This window comes from Proteiniborus sp. MB09-C3 (assembly GCF_030263895.1).
GTDB lineage: Bacteria > Bacillota > Clostridia > Tissierellales > Proteiniboraceae > Proteiniborus.
This window is the reverse complement of record NZ_CP127161.1, coordinates 230823-244973: the sequence shown is the minus strand read 5'-3', so window position 1 is coordinate 244973 and position 14151 is coordinate 230823. Positions and strand designations below refer to the sequence as shown.

The 14151-nt window shown below is 33.5% G+C and carries 14 protein-coding genes; 6 read left to right on the top strand and 8 right to left on the bottom strand.

Annotation, left to right across the window (positions count from 1 at the left end):
• Positions 1 to 57 precede the first annotated feature (57 nt).
• The 4 genes from QO263_RS01155 to QO263_RS01140 all read right to left on the bottom strand — a co-directional run bounded on the left by QO263_RS01155 (position 58) and on the right by QO263_RS01140 (position 3919).
• Positions 58 to 1119 carry a muramidase family protein gene (locus tag QO263_RS01155; RefSeq protein ID WP_285625453.1) on the bottom strand — a complete coding sequence of 354 codons (1062 nt, stop codon included), beginning with the start codon at positions 1117 to 1119 and terminating at the stop codon, positions 58 to 60.
• A gap of 107 nt (positions 1120 to 1226) precedes the next feature.
• Positions 1227 to 2003 carry an ABC transporter ATP-binding protein gene (locus QO263_RS01150; protein WP_285625450.1) on the bottom strand — a complete coding sequence of 259 codons (777 nt, stop codon included), beginning with the start codon at positions 2001 to 2003 and terminating at the stop codon, positions 1227 to 1229.
• Entirely contained in the window at positions 1996 to 2898 is a 903-nt protein-coding gene (locus tag QO263_RS01145) for an ABC transporter permease (protein WP_285625448.1), read from the bottom strand. The genes QO263_RS01150 and QO263_RS01145 overlap by 8 nt, the downstream gene beginning before the upstream one ends.
• A gap of 1 nt (position 2899) precedes the next feature.
• Positions 2900 to 3919: an ABC transporter substrate-binding protein gene (locus tag QO263_RS01140; RefSeq protein WP_285625446.1), complete on the bottom strand. Its 1020-nt coding sequence runs from the start codon at positions 3917 to 3919 to the stop codon at positions 2900 to 2902.
• Between the two features lie 314 nt (positions 3920 to 4233).
• Here QO263_RS01140 and QO263_RS01135 point away from each other — a divergent pair, with 314 nt between their 5' ends.
• The 5 genes from QO263_RS01135 to QO263_RS01115 all read left to right on the top strand — a co-directional run bounded on the left by QO263_RS01135 (position 4234) and on the right by QO263_RS01115 (position 10193).
• Positions 4234 to 5538: a YeeE/YedE family protein gene (locus QO263_RS01135; protein WP_285625444.1), complete on the top strand. Its 1305-nt coding sequence runs from the start codon at positions 4234 to 4236 to the stop codon at positions 5536 to 5538.
• 79 nt (positions 5539 to 5617) lie between these two features.
• The gene (locus tag QO263_RS01130) at positions 5618 to 7318 is read left to right on the top strand and encodes an FAD-dependent oxidoreductase (protein ID WP_285625443.1); all 1701 of its coding nucleotides are present in this window, start codon (positions 5618 to 5620) and stop codon (positions 7316 to 7318) included.
• A gap of 140 nt (positions 7319 to 7458) precedes the next feature.
• Positions 7459 to 8244, top strand: a complete 786-nt coding sequence (locus QO263_RS01125; RefSeq protein WP_285625441.1) for an ABC transporter permease — start codon at positions 7459 to 7461, stop codon at positions 8242 to 8244.
• A 31-nt stretch (positions 8245 to 8275) separates the two neighbouring features.
• Complete coding sequence (locus QO263_RS01120; protein ID WP_285625438.1) at positions 8276 to 9340, top strand: taurine ABC transporter substrate-binding protein; 1065 nt, start codon at positions 8276 to 8278, stop codon at positions 9338 to 9340.
• Between the two features lie 67 nt (positions 9341 to 9407).
• Positions 9408 to 10193, top strand: a complete 786-nt coding sequence (locus tag QO263_RS01115; RefSeq protein ID WP_285625436.1) for an ABC transporter ATP-binding protein — start codon at positions 9408 to 9410, stop codon at positions 10191 to 10193.
• 356 nt (positions 10194 to 10549) lie between these two features.
• Here the strand turns inward: QO263_RS01115 and QO263_RS01110 are convergent, their stop codons facing one another.
• Together QO263_RS01110 and QO263_RS01105 are read right to left on the bottom strand one after the other, a co-directional pair.
• Positions 10550 to 11083, bottom strand: a complete 534-nt coding sequence (locus tag QO263_RS01110; protein WP_285625434.1) for a YeeE/YedE thiosulfate transporter family protein — start codon at positions 11081 to 11083, stop codon at positions 10550 to 10552.
• A 23-nt stretch (positions 11084 to 11106) separates the two neighbouring features.
• Entirely contained in the window at positions 11107 to 11799 is a 693-nt protein-coding gene (locus tag QO263_RS01105) for a YeeE/YedE thiosulfate transporter family protein (protein ID WP_285625432.1), read from the bottom strand.
• A 224-nt stretch (positions 11800 to 12023) separates the two neighbouring features.
• Between QO263_RS01105 and QO263_RS01100 the strand changes: the two genes are divergently transcribed.
• Entirely contained in the window at positions 12024 to 12920 is an 897-nt protein-coding gene (locus tag QO263_RS01100) for a LysR family transcriptional regulator (RefSeq protein WP_285625430.1), read from the top strand.
• Here the strand turns inward: QO263_RS01100 and QO263_RS01095 are convergent.
• Both QO263_RS01095 and QO263_RS01090 read right to left on the bottom strand, forming a co-directional pair.
• Positions 12917 to 13129 carry a sulfurtransferase TusA family protein gene (locus QO263_RS01095; protein WP_285625428.1) on the bottom strand — a complete coding sequence of 71 codons (213 nt, stop codon included), beginning with the start codon at positions 13127 to 13129 and terminating at the stop codon, positions 12917 to 12919. The genes QO263_RS01100 and QO263_RS01095 overlap by 4 nt on opposite strands.
• A gap of 241 nt (positions 13130 to 13370) precedes the next feature.
• Positions 13371 to 13790, bottom strand: coding sequence for a HutP family protein (locus QO263_RS01090; RefSeq protein ID WP_285625426.1), 420 nt, complete (start codon positions 13788 to 13790; stop codon positions 13371 to 13373).
• Positions 13791 to 14151: the final 361 nt, after the last annotated feature.

Genomic DNA, 14151 nt, shown 5'->3' with positions numbered 1-14151 from the left:
AAGGCATACCTTATTGTTTTCACGGAGGCAATAAGGCTGCAAAGGGTCTATTTTACTTTACACCTGGACTTCAGGTGGTATACAGATACGTCTGCCAGCTACGAATTCGCTTGGAATCATAGTTGGATTATATTTTAGAATGTCGGCTGCAGATACAACAAACTTTTCTGCAATACTTGATAGAGTATCTCCTCTCATGATAACATAAGTTTTTCCAGTTGGACACAGTTCAGCAGGCTCATAAGGAGGAATGCATATTTCCTGGCCTATTTGAAGGTTTTCTACATCAATGCCTGGATTAGCATCTACTAGGGCTCTAAAGGAAACATCATATCTTTGTGCTAGTGTGTAGAGTGTATCTCCTGTCCCAATTACATGTATTCTGCCTCCTGGGCATCTAGGCTTTCTTGGTATACAAATTATTTGACCTATCATTAGTCTAGTAGGGTCTACATTTGGATTAGCAGCTTCTAAATCTCTAATTGTTACTCCAAATCGGCTGGCTATGCTAAAAAATGTATCCCCTGACACTATAGTATAATAAGCACCGCCAGCACAAGGTGGTGTTCCAGGTGGAACTACCTTTCTTGGTATGCAAATTATTCGTCCAACAACTAAGTTACTAGGATTCACATCTGGATTAGCTGTCTCTAACTCCCTAATTGTTACATTAAAGCGGTTTGCAATACTATAGAATGTATCTCCGGACCTTATAACATAATAAGTTCCATCAATACAAGGAGGTATGGCAGGTGGTGGAGGTGGAGGAGCTGGTCTCCTAGGTATACAAATTCTTTGACCTACCACTAGATTATAAGGATTAACTAATGGATTTGCTTGTTGTAATTCTCTTACAGTTATATTAAATTCATCAGCTATTCTATAGAATGTGTCTCCAGCCTTAACCGTGTAGATGCTTCCGTTTGGACAAGTAGGAGTAATAACTATTCTAGGAACACATATTACTTGACCGATTGAAATGCGGTTAATATCAATAGTAGGATTTAAAAATCGAATAACCGCAATAGTAGTATTGAATTCAGCTGCTATTCTACTAACCGTATCACCCCGTTTTACTGTGTAGGCTTCAGCAAAAGGAGGACATGTTCTTTCACGCATATTACATATCACCTCACTTAGATTTGTAATATATAATATTCACAATAAAGGCTAAATGTGCAGGAGAAAAAAACCTTCTTGGCACTTATCTTGTGCCAAGAAGGTTTTTAACTAAATAAACTCCTATCGCTAACGTTTTTAAATAAAGAAAGAAGTTTTTCTTTTGTAAGATGGTTCTTTTCCTCTCCACATACATCCATTACTATTTGACCTCTATGCATCATAATAAGTCTATTTCCATACTTTATGGCGTGATCTATATTATGAGTAACCATAAGAGCAGTTAAACTTTTTTCTTTTATAATCTTATCCGTAATATCCATGACAATTTCAGATGTTTTAGGATCTAAGGCAGCAGTGTGTTCATCTAATAGTAGGAGACTAGGATCTGTTAGTGTAGACATAATTAATGCTAAGGACTGTCTTTGACCACCAGATAGTTTAGATACAGCCATTTCTAGCTTATTTTCAAGACCTAAATCAAGTGTTTTCAAAGTGTCCTTAAAATAGCTTTCATTTTTTTTGCTTACTAAAAAAGAAAAATCAAATTTTTTTCCTTTATTTAAGGCCATAGAAAGATTTTCTCGAATTGTCATAGAAGGAATTGTACCTAAAGATGGATCTTGGAAGATTCTAGATACCTTTTTACATCTTTGACTTTCTGGCTCATTAGTAATATTTGAATCATCTAAAGCTATTATGCCTTTATCTATACCTAGCTTTCCTGATATTAAATTGAGAAGAGTTGATTTACCAGCACCGTTACTTCCTATGATGCAAATAAAGTCTCCTTTATTTACTTGTAGAGAAACCCTGTCAAAAATCCTTTCTTCATTAATATCACCAGGATTAAAGGTCTTACATATATTAGTTAACTCAAGCACGTAAATCACCTGCCTGTCTCTTTTCTTTGGATAATTGAAAACTCTTTAGTTTAAATGAGGACTCCTTACCTCCTAAATAAAGTGCAAGTATCACAATTATACAGCTTATAAGCTTTAGGTCACTTGGATTAAATCCTATTTTTAGACTTAAAGAAATACTAGCTCTATAGAGGAAAGCTCCAATTATACACAAAAAACTAGGGCTTATCAATCTCACATTTTTAAATATAGAGTGAGCCATTATAATAGATGCTAGACCTATAATCATGGTACCTGCACCCATATTTATATCGCTATAGCCTTGATATTGAGCAAATATACCTCCAGACAAGGCTACTAAAGCGTTAGACAATGCAAGACCTAATATTCGAATGTTTCCAGTATTTATTCCTAAAGAGATTACCATACCTTCATTATTTCCTGTTGCTCTTAAAAGGTAACCAAGTTTTGTTTTAAAGAAAACCGTAAAAAGAACAGCACAGACAACAGAAAGTCCAAGGGCAATAAATAAATTGCTTACCATATTTCCATTAGAAAAAATAGTAGAATTATTAAACATAGGTAAATTAGATTTCCCCATAGTTATTCTTAAATTAATTGAGTATAATCCTAGCATTATCAAAATCCCTGAAAGCAGGTCATTTATTTTAAGCTTTACATTAAGCACTCCTGTCATAGCTCCAGCTAAACCTCCTCCTATGACAGAAAGCAAAAGAGCTACAAAAGGGTCAACCCCTTTTGTAATCAAAACTGCGGATATACTAGTTCCCAATGTAAAGGTTCCATCGACTGACAGATCAGGAAAGTTTAAAAAATTATAGGTTATATAAACTCCCATTACCATTATTGAAAACATAAAGCTTTGTAAAAGGATGCCTAATATAAAATCATTCATATTATTCAGCTCCCTTCACTAAGGCTGCTCTTTCTAACAGTTCTTCAGGGATATTTACACCAAGTTTTTTTGCAACATCTTCATTTATTATTAATTGTGTTTCTTTAAGCATTGATACAGGCGCGTCCTTAATGCTTTTACCTTCAAGTATTTCAGCAGCCATTATGCCTGTTTGATGTCCTAGTTTATAGTAATCAAGCCCTTCGCAAGCAAGAGCTCCATTTTTTATCATTGGCTCATCTACACCTATGATGCCGATTTTGTTGTTCATAGCAATCCTAGATATTATTGGCATATTCGAAGCTACTAAATTATCAGAAGGAAGAAATAAAAAATCTATATTTTTTATCTTAGCATTTAATGCCGGCTCAAATTCTGATGTATTAGTAACAGGAATTTCAATTATTTCGATATTCATGTCTTTAGCTGATTCCTTTGCTATATCCACTTGCAGCTGTGAGTTAAGCTCACTAGTATTATATAAAATCCCAACTTTGCGAGCATTAGGAAATATTGTTTTTCCAAGCTCAAGCTGTTTAGCCACAGGAGTAAGGTCACTAGTACCTGTTACATTTCCTTCTGGGGCATCAGGATTTTTAAGCAGGCCTGCATACACAGGGTCGGTTACAGCTGTAAATAATACTGGAATGTTTTTAGTAGAGTTATGTGCTGATTGAGCAGAAGCTGTGGAAATAGCAAGAATTAAATCTTTTTTCTGGGATACAAAGTTTTGAGCAATAGTAGTTGTCAAGGCAATATCTCCTTGAGCAAACTGAACATCTAGCTTTAGGTTTTTACCTTCTTCATAGCCTTTTTCTTTTAAGGCATCAATGAAACCAGCCCTAGCACTATCTAGTGCAGGGTGCTCTGCTATTTGACTTATTCCTATGGATATTGTGTTCTGGGAATTGTTATTGGAATTACCAGATGAACAAGCACTTAAAAATAAAGTGATAATTAAAAGAAATGAAACTAAGCCTAAGCAATTACTTAGACTGGTGAAATGTTTTTTTCCTACCATACTACCGTCCTCCAATTTTTAATTTTTTGTTTAAAACCCTTCTACGTTTTCCTACCTTGCTCTCATAGCTACTTATAGCACTAGAGCTGCCTACAATAAAACAAACCTACTAACAATAATAATTAAAAATTATTTTATAACCTCTTCGACAAAATGTCAAGGAAAATTTTGAACTTAGTAAAAAGCAATAGATTTTTTAGTGCTTTCAGAATCTTTAATACTGCATAAGAAAAGCTAATTATAGGAAGCGTATTGTTTGTTATATAATAAAAAAAAGAGAATGTTAAAAAAAAAACAATGAAAGGGGAATAGAAATGCATACAACAGGAAAAATCAACAAAACTCAATTAATTATTGCTTTATGTATTATTGTTCTTATTGTAGTTTTTGGGAAACTCTTAAGTGAAACCAACAACAAATTAACACTTTATCTTATTACTGGAGTAGTTTTAGGATACATACTTTCTCGTTCTAGATATGGTTTTGCAGGAGGAATCAAAAGAATTTATGTTACAGGAGAAGGTAGTCTCACTAAAGTACTTTTAATTATGTTTGCAGTTACTATGGTTGCATCAGCAGGAATCCAATGGGCAGCTGTAGCAAAAGATGCAGTACCTCAATTTAGAGCTGCTTCTTCAGACCTGGTTATTCCTGGAAGTGATTCAGTACAGATGCTTAATATCTCTACAATACTTGGAGGACTTTTCTTTGGTATTGGGATGATGCTTGCTGGAGGATGTGCTTCAGGCACACTTAGCGACTTAGGTGAAGGAGAAATTCGTTCTGCAATAGCTCTTCCATTCTTTGCTCTATTCGCCATACCAGGGCATGCTTTAAGACATGTAATTGCAGATTCAGAAATTGGAAAGATTGGTGCACAAGTATATTTGCCAGATGTATTTGGATTTATAGGAACAATTATTGTTTCTTTTGCATTGCTATTAGTATTATACGTAATAACTAGAAAATATGAAGATTTTAGAAAAAAAGAAGGTTTTTATCAAGAGACAGTTTTTGAACCAAACGAGCAGCCACTACCTGAGGATAAAGATTTTAAATTATTTAGCTATAACACATATCACAAATTCTTCATTGAAAGATGGAGCTTCCTTAAAGGTGGAATGTTATTATCAATTGGATTTATATTTGTGTTAAATACAACAGGGAAAAACTGGGGAGTTACTTCTGCTTTTACAAAGCTAGGAGTTAAAATAGTGAATTTCTTTGGTATAGAAATTACATCACCAGCTTTCACAAGTATTGTTAAGGATGTAAACGCGGGACTATTATATGATGCTGGAACACTTAGAAATTTTGGTATTGTAATTGGAGCAGCTTTATGTATGTTATTAGCAGGTAATTTTAGATTCAATTTTGATTTCAAATTTAAAGATGCTGTATATTATGCTATCGGTGGAGCACTTATGGGATTCGGTTCAAGGCTAGCAGGTGGATGTAATCTTGGCGCACTATATTCTGCAATCAGTAGCTTTTCATTATCTGGATGGGGATTCCTTGTTGCTCTTTGGTTAGGAGGAATTGTGGCACTTAAAATGTTTGAAGGCAAAGTCAACATAATACCACCGAATAGATATAAGCAAAAAACCAAAGCTTCATAGCTTTTGCAAACGTTTTACTCTTAGTTCAATATATGTCTGTTATATAAAGAAAATAAAACCATAAAGGGAGGAAAAGATTATGAGTAAAAGAATTTTAATAGTTGGTGGAGTAGCAGGAGGAGCTTCTACTGCTGCAAGAGCAAGAAGGATAGATGAATCTGCAGAAATTATTATGTTTGAAAAGGGACCTCACGTATCATTTTCAAACTGTTGTTTACCAAATCATCTAAGTGGAATGATAGAAAATAGTGATGACCTTGTGCTTATGTCTCCAGAACAGTTTAAAAACCAGTATAATATTGAAGCAAGAGTAAATAGTGAAGTTATTAAAATTAACAGAGACAAAAAAACTATTACAGTTAGGGACTTAGAATCACAGAAAGAATATGAGGAAGTATACGATAAATTAGTTTTATCACCTGGAGCTAATCCAATAATTCCTAAAATTGATGGTCATAATAAGTCACATGTATTTACTGTTAGAAATGTTATAGACATTGACAAATTAAACAGATATATAAGAAATGGAAAGGTAAGGGATGTAGCAGTTATTGGTGGAGGGTTCATTGGAGTAGAAGTAGCAGAAAACTTACAATTATCAGGTTTAGATATTAATGTAGCCTTAGTAGAAGCAGCAGATCAAATCATGGCTCCATTTGACTATGATATGGCTCAACTACTTCATAAAGAGATGATGGAAAAGGGAGTTAATCTAATTGTAGGAGATGCAATAGGTAAAGTTGATGATGACCATATTGAACTTGCTTCAGGTAAAAAAGTGCCAGCACAAGTAGTAGTTATGGCTATAGGAGTAAGACCAGAAACTACATTGGCAAGAGAAGCAGGACTTGAAATCGGAGAAACAGGTGGAATCAAAGTAGATCATAACTATTTGACAAACGACAGAGACATCTATGCAGTAGGAGATGCTATTGAAGTATATAATAAGTTGACTCGTACTAAAACAAGACTTGCACTTGCAGGACCAGCTCAAAGACAAGCAAGAGCTGCAGCAGATCACATGTATGGAATTCCACATAGAAATACTGGTGTTATTGGCTCTTCATGTGTAAAAATATTTGACATGAATGCTGCTTCTACTGGATTGACAGAAAAAGCTGCTCAAAAGGCTGGGATACAATATGACTTTGTTTATATTATTCCAGGAGATATTGTAGGAATAATGCCTGGAAATAGTCAATTCCACTTTAAATTAATATATGAAGTACCAACAGGAAGAATATTAGGAGCTCAAGCCATAGGAAAGGGTAATGCTTCTAAGAGAGTAGATGTAATAGCTGCTATGATTATGATGGGTGGAACATTAGAAGATTTGAAGGAACTAGAATTATGCTATGCTCCAGCATTTAGTACTGCAAAAGACCCAGTAAATCATGCTGCTTTAGTAGCATTAAACATACTAAATGGACAGTTTAGACAAGTTCCAGTTACAAAAGTAAGAGAATTAGTAGAAAGCAATGCTTGTATCATAGATGTAAGAGAAAAGCACGAATATGAAAGAGGTCATTTGCTTAACGCAATTAACATTCCATTAAGTGAGTTTAGAAATAGAACTTCAGAAATACCGAAAGATGTACCAGTGTATTTACATTGTCGTTCAAGTCAAAGAAGCTACAATGCTATTATGGCTTTACAACATATGGGATATAACAATCTATACAATGTTTCAGGTTCTTACCTAGGTATATGCTGCTATGAATACTTCAATGATCAAGTATCAGGAAGAGAGAAAATAGTAACTGAGTATAACTTTAATTAAATCATTATCGTATAAGGTAGATTAGTTAAGTAGCTAATAAAAACCTTGTAGGCTAAAAAAGACTTACAAGGTTTTTATTTACAAGCAAAGGAATGTCTTTTTTTCATGATGTGAAGTGAGAAAAAGAGGAGGAGAAGGAAATGAAAGAAAAAAACAAGATAGTGAAAGGCTCAAATAAATTAACTATAGCAACTTGGATGGGAATATTCGGAATTTGGTATTTTGTTACTAAACTTAATTTAGTACAGTCTGTACTAGTTCCATCACCAGATGAGGTGTGGATTACTTTTCTAAATATATTAAAGGATGGCTATAATGGCACTCCATTAATAATGCATTTAGGGATTAGCTTTAAAAGACTGTTTGTTGCTTCATTTTTTGCTGTCTTAACTGCAATACCTCTTGGATTATTAAGCGGGTATTTCGAAAAAATTAGAGCAGTTGTGGACTCTGTAATTCAATTTTATCGCCCACTTCCACCACTTGCTTATTATACCTTGCTTATATTATGGTTTGGAATAGATGAAACATCTAAAGTCACATTATTATTTCTAGCTGCCTTTGCACCTATATATATTGCATGTGTTTCAGCGGTTACTAAAATCAATCAAGACTATATATTAAGTGCCGAATCACTAGGAGCAAATCACCGAAAAATTTTCTTTCATATAGTATTGCCTGCTACTATGCCTGAAACTTTTACTGGACTTAGGACAGCAGTAGGAGTAGCCTATACTACCTTAGTAGCTTCAGAAATGGTAGCAGCTACTTCAGGAATAGGCTGGATGGTAATTGATGCATCTAGGTACTTAAAAAGCAATGTAATGTTTGTAGGTATTATAATTATGGGTATAACGGGCATTTTAATCGATGTAGTCTTAAGGCTTCTGGAAAAAAAGCTGGTATATTGGAAAGGATATGTTTAACCTTTTAAGTAAGAAAGTGAGGTAGTATAGAATGAGAAAAATTAAGAAGACCATAGCTTCAATTATTTTACTTGCCTTCTTAGCGCCTTCATTAGTAGGCTGTGGGAACAAATTAAGTGCTTCTGGTCAAGAAAATGGCTCAAATCCATCCGTACCAAAACAAATTAATTTTGGAATTTTGAGAGTTCCAAATGATGAGGCAATAGCAATTTCGCAAAAAATATTTGATAAATATTTTACGGAAAAAGGTATCAAATGCAACTTCATTGTTTTTGATTCAGGAGTAGAAGCAAACAAAGCTTTTGCATCAGGAAGCATCGATTTTGCATCTATGGGACATACCAATGCAGTAGTAGCTTTATCCACTGGCTTAGATGTAGAACTTATATGGATTCATGAAGTTCTTGGAGAAATAGAAGCATTAGCAGTAAAGGAAAGCTCCAATGTTAATAGCATAGAAGAGCTTGCAGGTAAGAAGATAGCTACTCCTTTTGCCTCTACATCTCACTATAGTTTATTAAATGCAATTAAAAATGCAGGGATTGAAGATAAGGTAGAGCTTTTAGATATGCAGACAGCGGATATTGTTGCTGCGTGGGAAAGAGGAGATATTGAAGCAGCATATACCTGGCAGCCTTCTCTAGGAAAAATATTAAAGGATGGCAAGGTAATAATAAATAGCGAAGAAATGGCAAATCAAGGCTATGTAACAGCAAACGTAAAATTAGTAAGAAAAAAATTTGCCGAACAGTATCCTGATTTAGTTGCTTCTTTAATAGCATGCTTAGCAGAAGGCTCAATGATATATAGACAAGATTCAAATGAAGGAGCTAATATTGTAGCAAAAGAGCTTGAAATTGAGCCACAAGATGCTTTAGAGCAGATGAAAGGCTCAATATGGTTATCGCCTGAAGAGAAATTAAAGGAACAATATTTAGGTAACTCTGATTCTGCTGGTAAGTTTGCAGCAGTTATGAAAGATACAGCAGATTTCCTAGCAAAACAAGGTTTTTTAAATAAAGTGCCATCTCAAGAAGAATTCAGTAAATTTATAAATTCTAGCTATATTGAAGAAGCTATAAAAATTCTAAAATAATGCAGTTAACTAAGAACTATTAGCAATCTATATCATTAGTATTGCCTTACCATGGAGGAGGATAAATGTGGGAAAAGACAGAAACGGAGAAGTAATAATAGACGTTCAAAATGTAGGCTTAACCTATGAGACTAATACAAAGCCAATAAAAGCTATAGAAGATATCAATTTACAGATAAAAAAGGGAGAGTTCTTGTGTGTTTTAGGACCTTCTGGATGTGGTAAAAGCACTTTGTTAAAAATCATTGCTGGCTATATAAAACCTACTACGGGTCTATGTCTTATGCAGGGCGAACCTATTAAAGGTCCTGATTGGAATAGAGGCATTGTGTTCCAATCACCTACTCTATATCCATGGATGAATGTAAGAAAAAATGTTGAATATGGTCCTAGAATGAGAGGACTTCCAGAAAAAGATATTAAAAGTATAGGAAGGCATTACTTAGAACAAGTAGGGCTAATTGAATATGGAGACAAGGCAACATTTGAGCTTTCTGGCGGTATGAAGCAAAGAGTAGCTTTAGCTAGAGCATTGGCAAATGAACCTGAAGTTATACTAATGGATGAACCCTTTGGAGCATTAGATGCACTTACGAGAGTGAACATGCAAACCTTAATTAGAAGCATTTGGGAGGAAACTAAGAGTACAATATTCATGATAACCCATGATATAGATGAGGCATTATCTCTTGGAACAAAAGTCGTCGTCATGTCTAAGACTCCTGGCAAGATATTAAAGGAGTTTAGCCTTGACTTTACTTATACAGCCATAGGCAACAAAAATGGTCGTGTAAAAGTTGGAGAAGAATATATGAAAATTAAGGAAGAAATAGTAGATAAAATTAGCCAATAGGAGAGTTTAATTAAATTGAGCTCTAATAGGTAAAAAAGAATCCAAAACAATCAATATTGGAGGGCACTGAAAAAGTCCATTTATGTCGTCCTAAGCGTCAGCGAAGGATCTCGCTTTCATTAAAAACATGAGATTCTTTGACTACGTCAGACTGTGTGAAAATTCACATTCTATACGTTTTTTTCATTTTGAACGCAGTGAAGAATCTGTATTTGAGCTATTAGAGACCCATTAGCTTCGCTCAGGGTGGCAGTTTACATACAGTCTGACGTCTCAGAATGACATGCAAGAAAACAAGTGTTTTTCAGTGGTCTCCAATTTTGGACTCTTTTCTATATTAATGAATAATTAAAATATCATAAAAAAAATCTAACTATTAATTTACTGCCTATAATGGCTCCTATAAAAATGAAAAGGCCAAACACCCATCCAGATAAGGAAAGAGAAGCTATACCACTATATAGAGCTCCTATATTACATCCAGAAGCTAGCCTAGAACCGTAGCCCATCAACAGTCCACCTATACAAGCCCCAATTATTTGTTTTTTAGATTTAATCTTTCTAAGCTTAAACTGAGATGCCATTAAGGCGGATAGTAATGCACCTGTAATTATTCCAACATTTCTAATTGATTTAGGATCTTTTAAAAAACCATTTTGCAAAATGGCCTGGGAATTTTCCGAACTGAAATAGAACCAGGATGATACATCTCCTCCAAAAGATTTATATATCCATGCACCCCAGTTTGTTAGTGTAGAAGAAATTCTCCATGCTTCCCCTGTTACTGCTAAAGTAACAATTTGAAGTAATGATAAAAGAACTGCACCAGTAACATAAGTCCAAGAATTTTTAAACCATTTAAGATAAAACTTATTATCATTTAAATTCAAACCTATTCCCCCAAACTATACATCTAATAGTCTTGATTATTTTTAGATTCCCATTTATCTGCTAAAATATATAGGAAAGCAATAAGCAATAATTGTACTGATAAAGCACCAAACCAACCTAAAATATCGGGCAGAAATATTGCTTTAGAATTGGAAATAAAGATTTCATGCCACCACCCAAAATCATGAGCTCCCCACACGGAACCCATAATAAAGAAAATAAGCGTGAGCATTTGCATTTGGAAGCCTTCTCCAGCCCTCATAAGAACACCCGAAGCACATCCACCTGCTAAAACCATTCCAATGCCAAATAGAATTCCACCCACTACAGTTGCAAAGCTTATTGGGGCAATAGAGCCTTGTCCAGGAATTGGTTGGTTATTAATATATGCTCCGTATTTAATTGCAGTAAAGCCGATAGTTGTTATAGCAAAGGCTATTAGCATAGCCTTAGTTAATGATGTGCCTTTAATCAAATAAGGATCTCTTATAGCTGCAGCAAAGCAAAACTTTGATCTTTGAAGGATAAAACCAAAAGCTATACCAGTTAACCAAAAAAAACCAAATGTATTTCCTATTGATTCTAAAAACACACCTACAGCTATGATAATGACTAAAATCAATATACCAATGGGAACTTGATTTTTTAACTTGCTGTCCTTGTTTAAAGATACATTTTTTTTAAATGAAGAAGTTTTGTTTAAATTGCTATTCATGCAATGCACCTCTACTTCAAATGTAGTTACTTTCTACTTAATTAACTGCATAGTGCGGGTAATTTAATATGGTAATACTATTATATCATAAATGCTAAGAGAACCTTTTTAGAGATATAAATTCTACTAAGGTTATGATTAAATTTGTTATAACTACTGCTATTTGGTTCTTTTTAATATATAATGTATATAGTAATATTTTTACATGAGGAGCTGAGTGAAGAATGAATATAGAGTACCTAGATTACTTTTATAAAGTTGCTACAATGGGTAACATTTCAAAAGTAGCTAAAAGCGCCCATATATCTCAATCGGCATTGAGTCAGCAGATTTCAAAACTCGAGGAGGTTTTGGGTTATAAGCTATTAGATAGAAGTAATAAGGGTGTAGAACTAACTGATAAAGGCATTATTGTTTTAAAATATGCTGATAATATAGTAAGGACATATGAAGCCATGATAGATCAATTACAGTCAGACAATGAAAATGCCCGAAACATTAAAATTGAGGCATGCTGGTCAATCGCCACTTACTCCTTACCATGTGTTATGTATAAAATTAAAAATAGATTTCCAAAACATAGTTATGAATTAAATCCAAATGAATCAGATTTAATAGAAGAAAATGTTATGAACAATATATGTGATATTGGAGTTATATACAGTAAACCTAAAAGCCAAAGTCTTTCCTATTATAAAATAGGCATGGATAGAATAGTTCTCGTTTCTTCATCAAACTATAACATATCAAATGAAGTTGATTTTAAGGATTTAATAAAATATCCGCTAGTTTTATTAAATGATAAAATTCATGTTGTAGAACCTATTACAAATAAAATGAAACAGCTAGGATTAAAAATTGACAACCTAAAAATCCTATACAATAGTGATTCTGCAGAATCAGTAAAGCTATCGGTCCTAAATGAATTTGGTATAGGTTTTCTACCATATACATCTATAAAAAAAGAATTATATAATAAGCAACTAAAGTTAATAAGTATTGCAGATTTTTCCATAGAATATGATATGTACTTAATATATGACAAGAAAATAAGAGAGAACAAAGTATTCTACGAATTTATAGAATATTTCAAGAAAATAGCACAAAAAAATTTATGCTAAGGCTTTACTATGAAGATTTCCCAAACACCATTTATGACTTCCTCATGGGTTATATTATATTTCTTAAAATTGCTTATTACAGATTCAAGCACACAGCTGTGATCAGTCACAATTTTAATAGTATCACCTGAACGCAATGATTTGAGCTCTTTTCGTGTTTTTAAAATTGGAATAGGACACATGTCACCTAGACAATCTATGGTTTTCATAAAACTCACTTCCTAACAGCAAAAATATTGTTACGTATTAAACTATATCATAAAAAGCTATGCATATCTTAAGAAATATTTTTATTCATATAAAATGCAATAATAACATTACATTCTCTTACTTGTCATTCTGAGAGCAAAGCTAGAAGAATCTCTAGATAAGTGTAACTTAAGAGAAGATCCTTCGCTATCGCTCAGATACGATATAAGGCAATGTAACTTATTTAATGCATTTTATTTATTAACCTATATTTGGTATAGATCTATGTCCCAATCCGATTGCTAAATCGTTAAGATGAAGCAGCCCAATACTTATAAAGAGACAGACACTAATATGCTCATCATATCTTGCGATACCAATTTTGCCGCCAAAGTTTAAGCCCATAGCCCTTGGATTTACTTGGGTTATTGCCTCCATTATTGCTCCTGCTACAGCACCCTCATGAACATGATAATCTTTTATTATTCCAGTTTTCTTAGAAGCCACTAGAGTTCTTTCAATAATTTTAGGTATTGAATTAATCAAATCTCCACCTATATCTACAGCAGCAACACTATAATTGCTTTTTTTTAGCTCTTCAATAATTTTCTTTTCTTCATCTCGAGTGGAAATTGCTAGCTTTATCGCAGCTTTAGCCACATCAGCACTAATATTTTTCACTTTAATCACCTCTTTTATATTTATTGTAACATTAAATATAACAATAGGCATAAAAAATATAAAAATTTTAAGACTTAATACTTCATAAAGACAGTTTTATGGAGTAATATAAAAAATATGACAAAAAAGTACCTATATTTTAGCAACAAAAGGAATGATGTATTTGATAGTCTAGTATAGAATATATTAGATGCAAATTAGAAAATTATTGTAAAAATTCTGAAAAGACAAAATACTCATTCTAGAGTTAAATTATGTTATAAAAGGGTATAGCTTAGTATGGGACAAGCTTTCAAAATCAATAACTTGATTAGGGGAAAATCTGTATTTACTTAAAGTCATATTAGTAGGCTCTGAAGCC

Bases quoted from the DNA above. Each gene is read 5' to 3' on its own strand.
- QO263_RS01100 (WP_285625430.1), top strand. From the start codon at position 12,024: ATGAATATAGAGTACCTAGATTACTTTTATAAAGTTGCTACAATGGGT.
- QO263_RS01105 (WP_285625432.1), bottom strand. From the start codon at position 11,799: ATGAATAGCAATTTAAACAAAACTTCTTCATTTAAAAAAAATGTATCT.
- QO263_RS01130 (WP_285625443.1), top strand. From the start codon at position 5,618: ATGAGTAAAAGAATTTTAATAGTTGGTGGAGTAGCAGGAGGAGCTTCT.
- QO263_RS01120 (WP_285625438.1), top strand. From the start codon at position 8,276: ATGAGAAAAATTAAGAAGACCATAGCTTCAATTATTTTACTTGCCTTC.
- QO263_RS01135 (WP_285625444.1), top strand. From the start codon at position 4,234: ATGCATACAACAGGAAAAATCAACAAAACTCAATTAATTATTGCTTTA.
- QO263_RS01140 (WP_285625446.1), bottom strand. From the start codon at position 3,919: ATGGTAGGAAAAAAACATTTCACCAGTCTAAGTAATTGCTTAGGCTTA.
- QO263_RS01145 (WP_285625448.1), bottom strand. From the start codon at position 2,898: ATGAATGATTTTATATTAGGCATCCTTTTACAAAGCTTTATGTTTTCA.
- QO263_RS01155 (WP_285625453.1), bottom strand. From the start codon at position 1,119: ATGCGTGAAAGAACATGTCCTCCTTTTGCTGAAGCCTACACAGTAAAA.
- QO263_RS01095 (WP_285625428.1), bottom strand. From the start codon at position 13,129: ATGAAAACCATAGATTGTCTAGGTGACATGTGTCCTATTCCAATTTTA.
- QO263_RS01125 (WP_285625441.1), top strand. From the start codon at position 7,459: ATGAAAGAAAAAAACAAGATAGTGAAAGGCTCAAATAAATTAACTATA.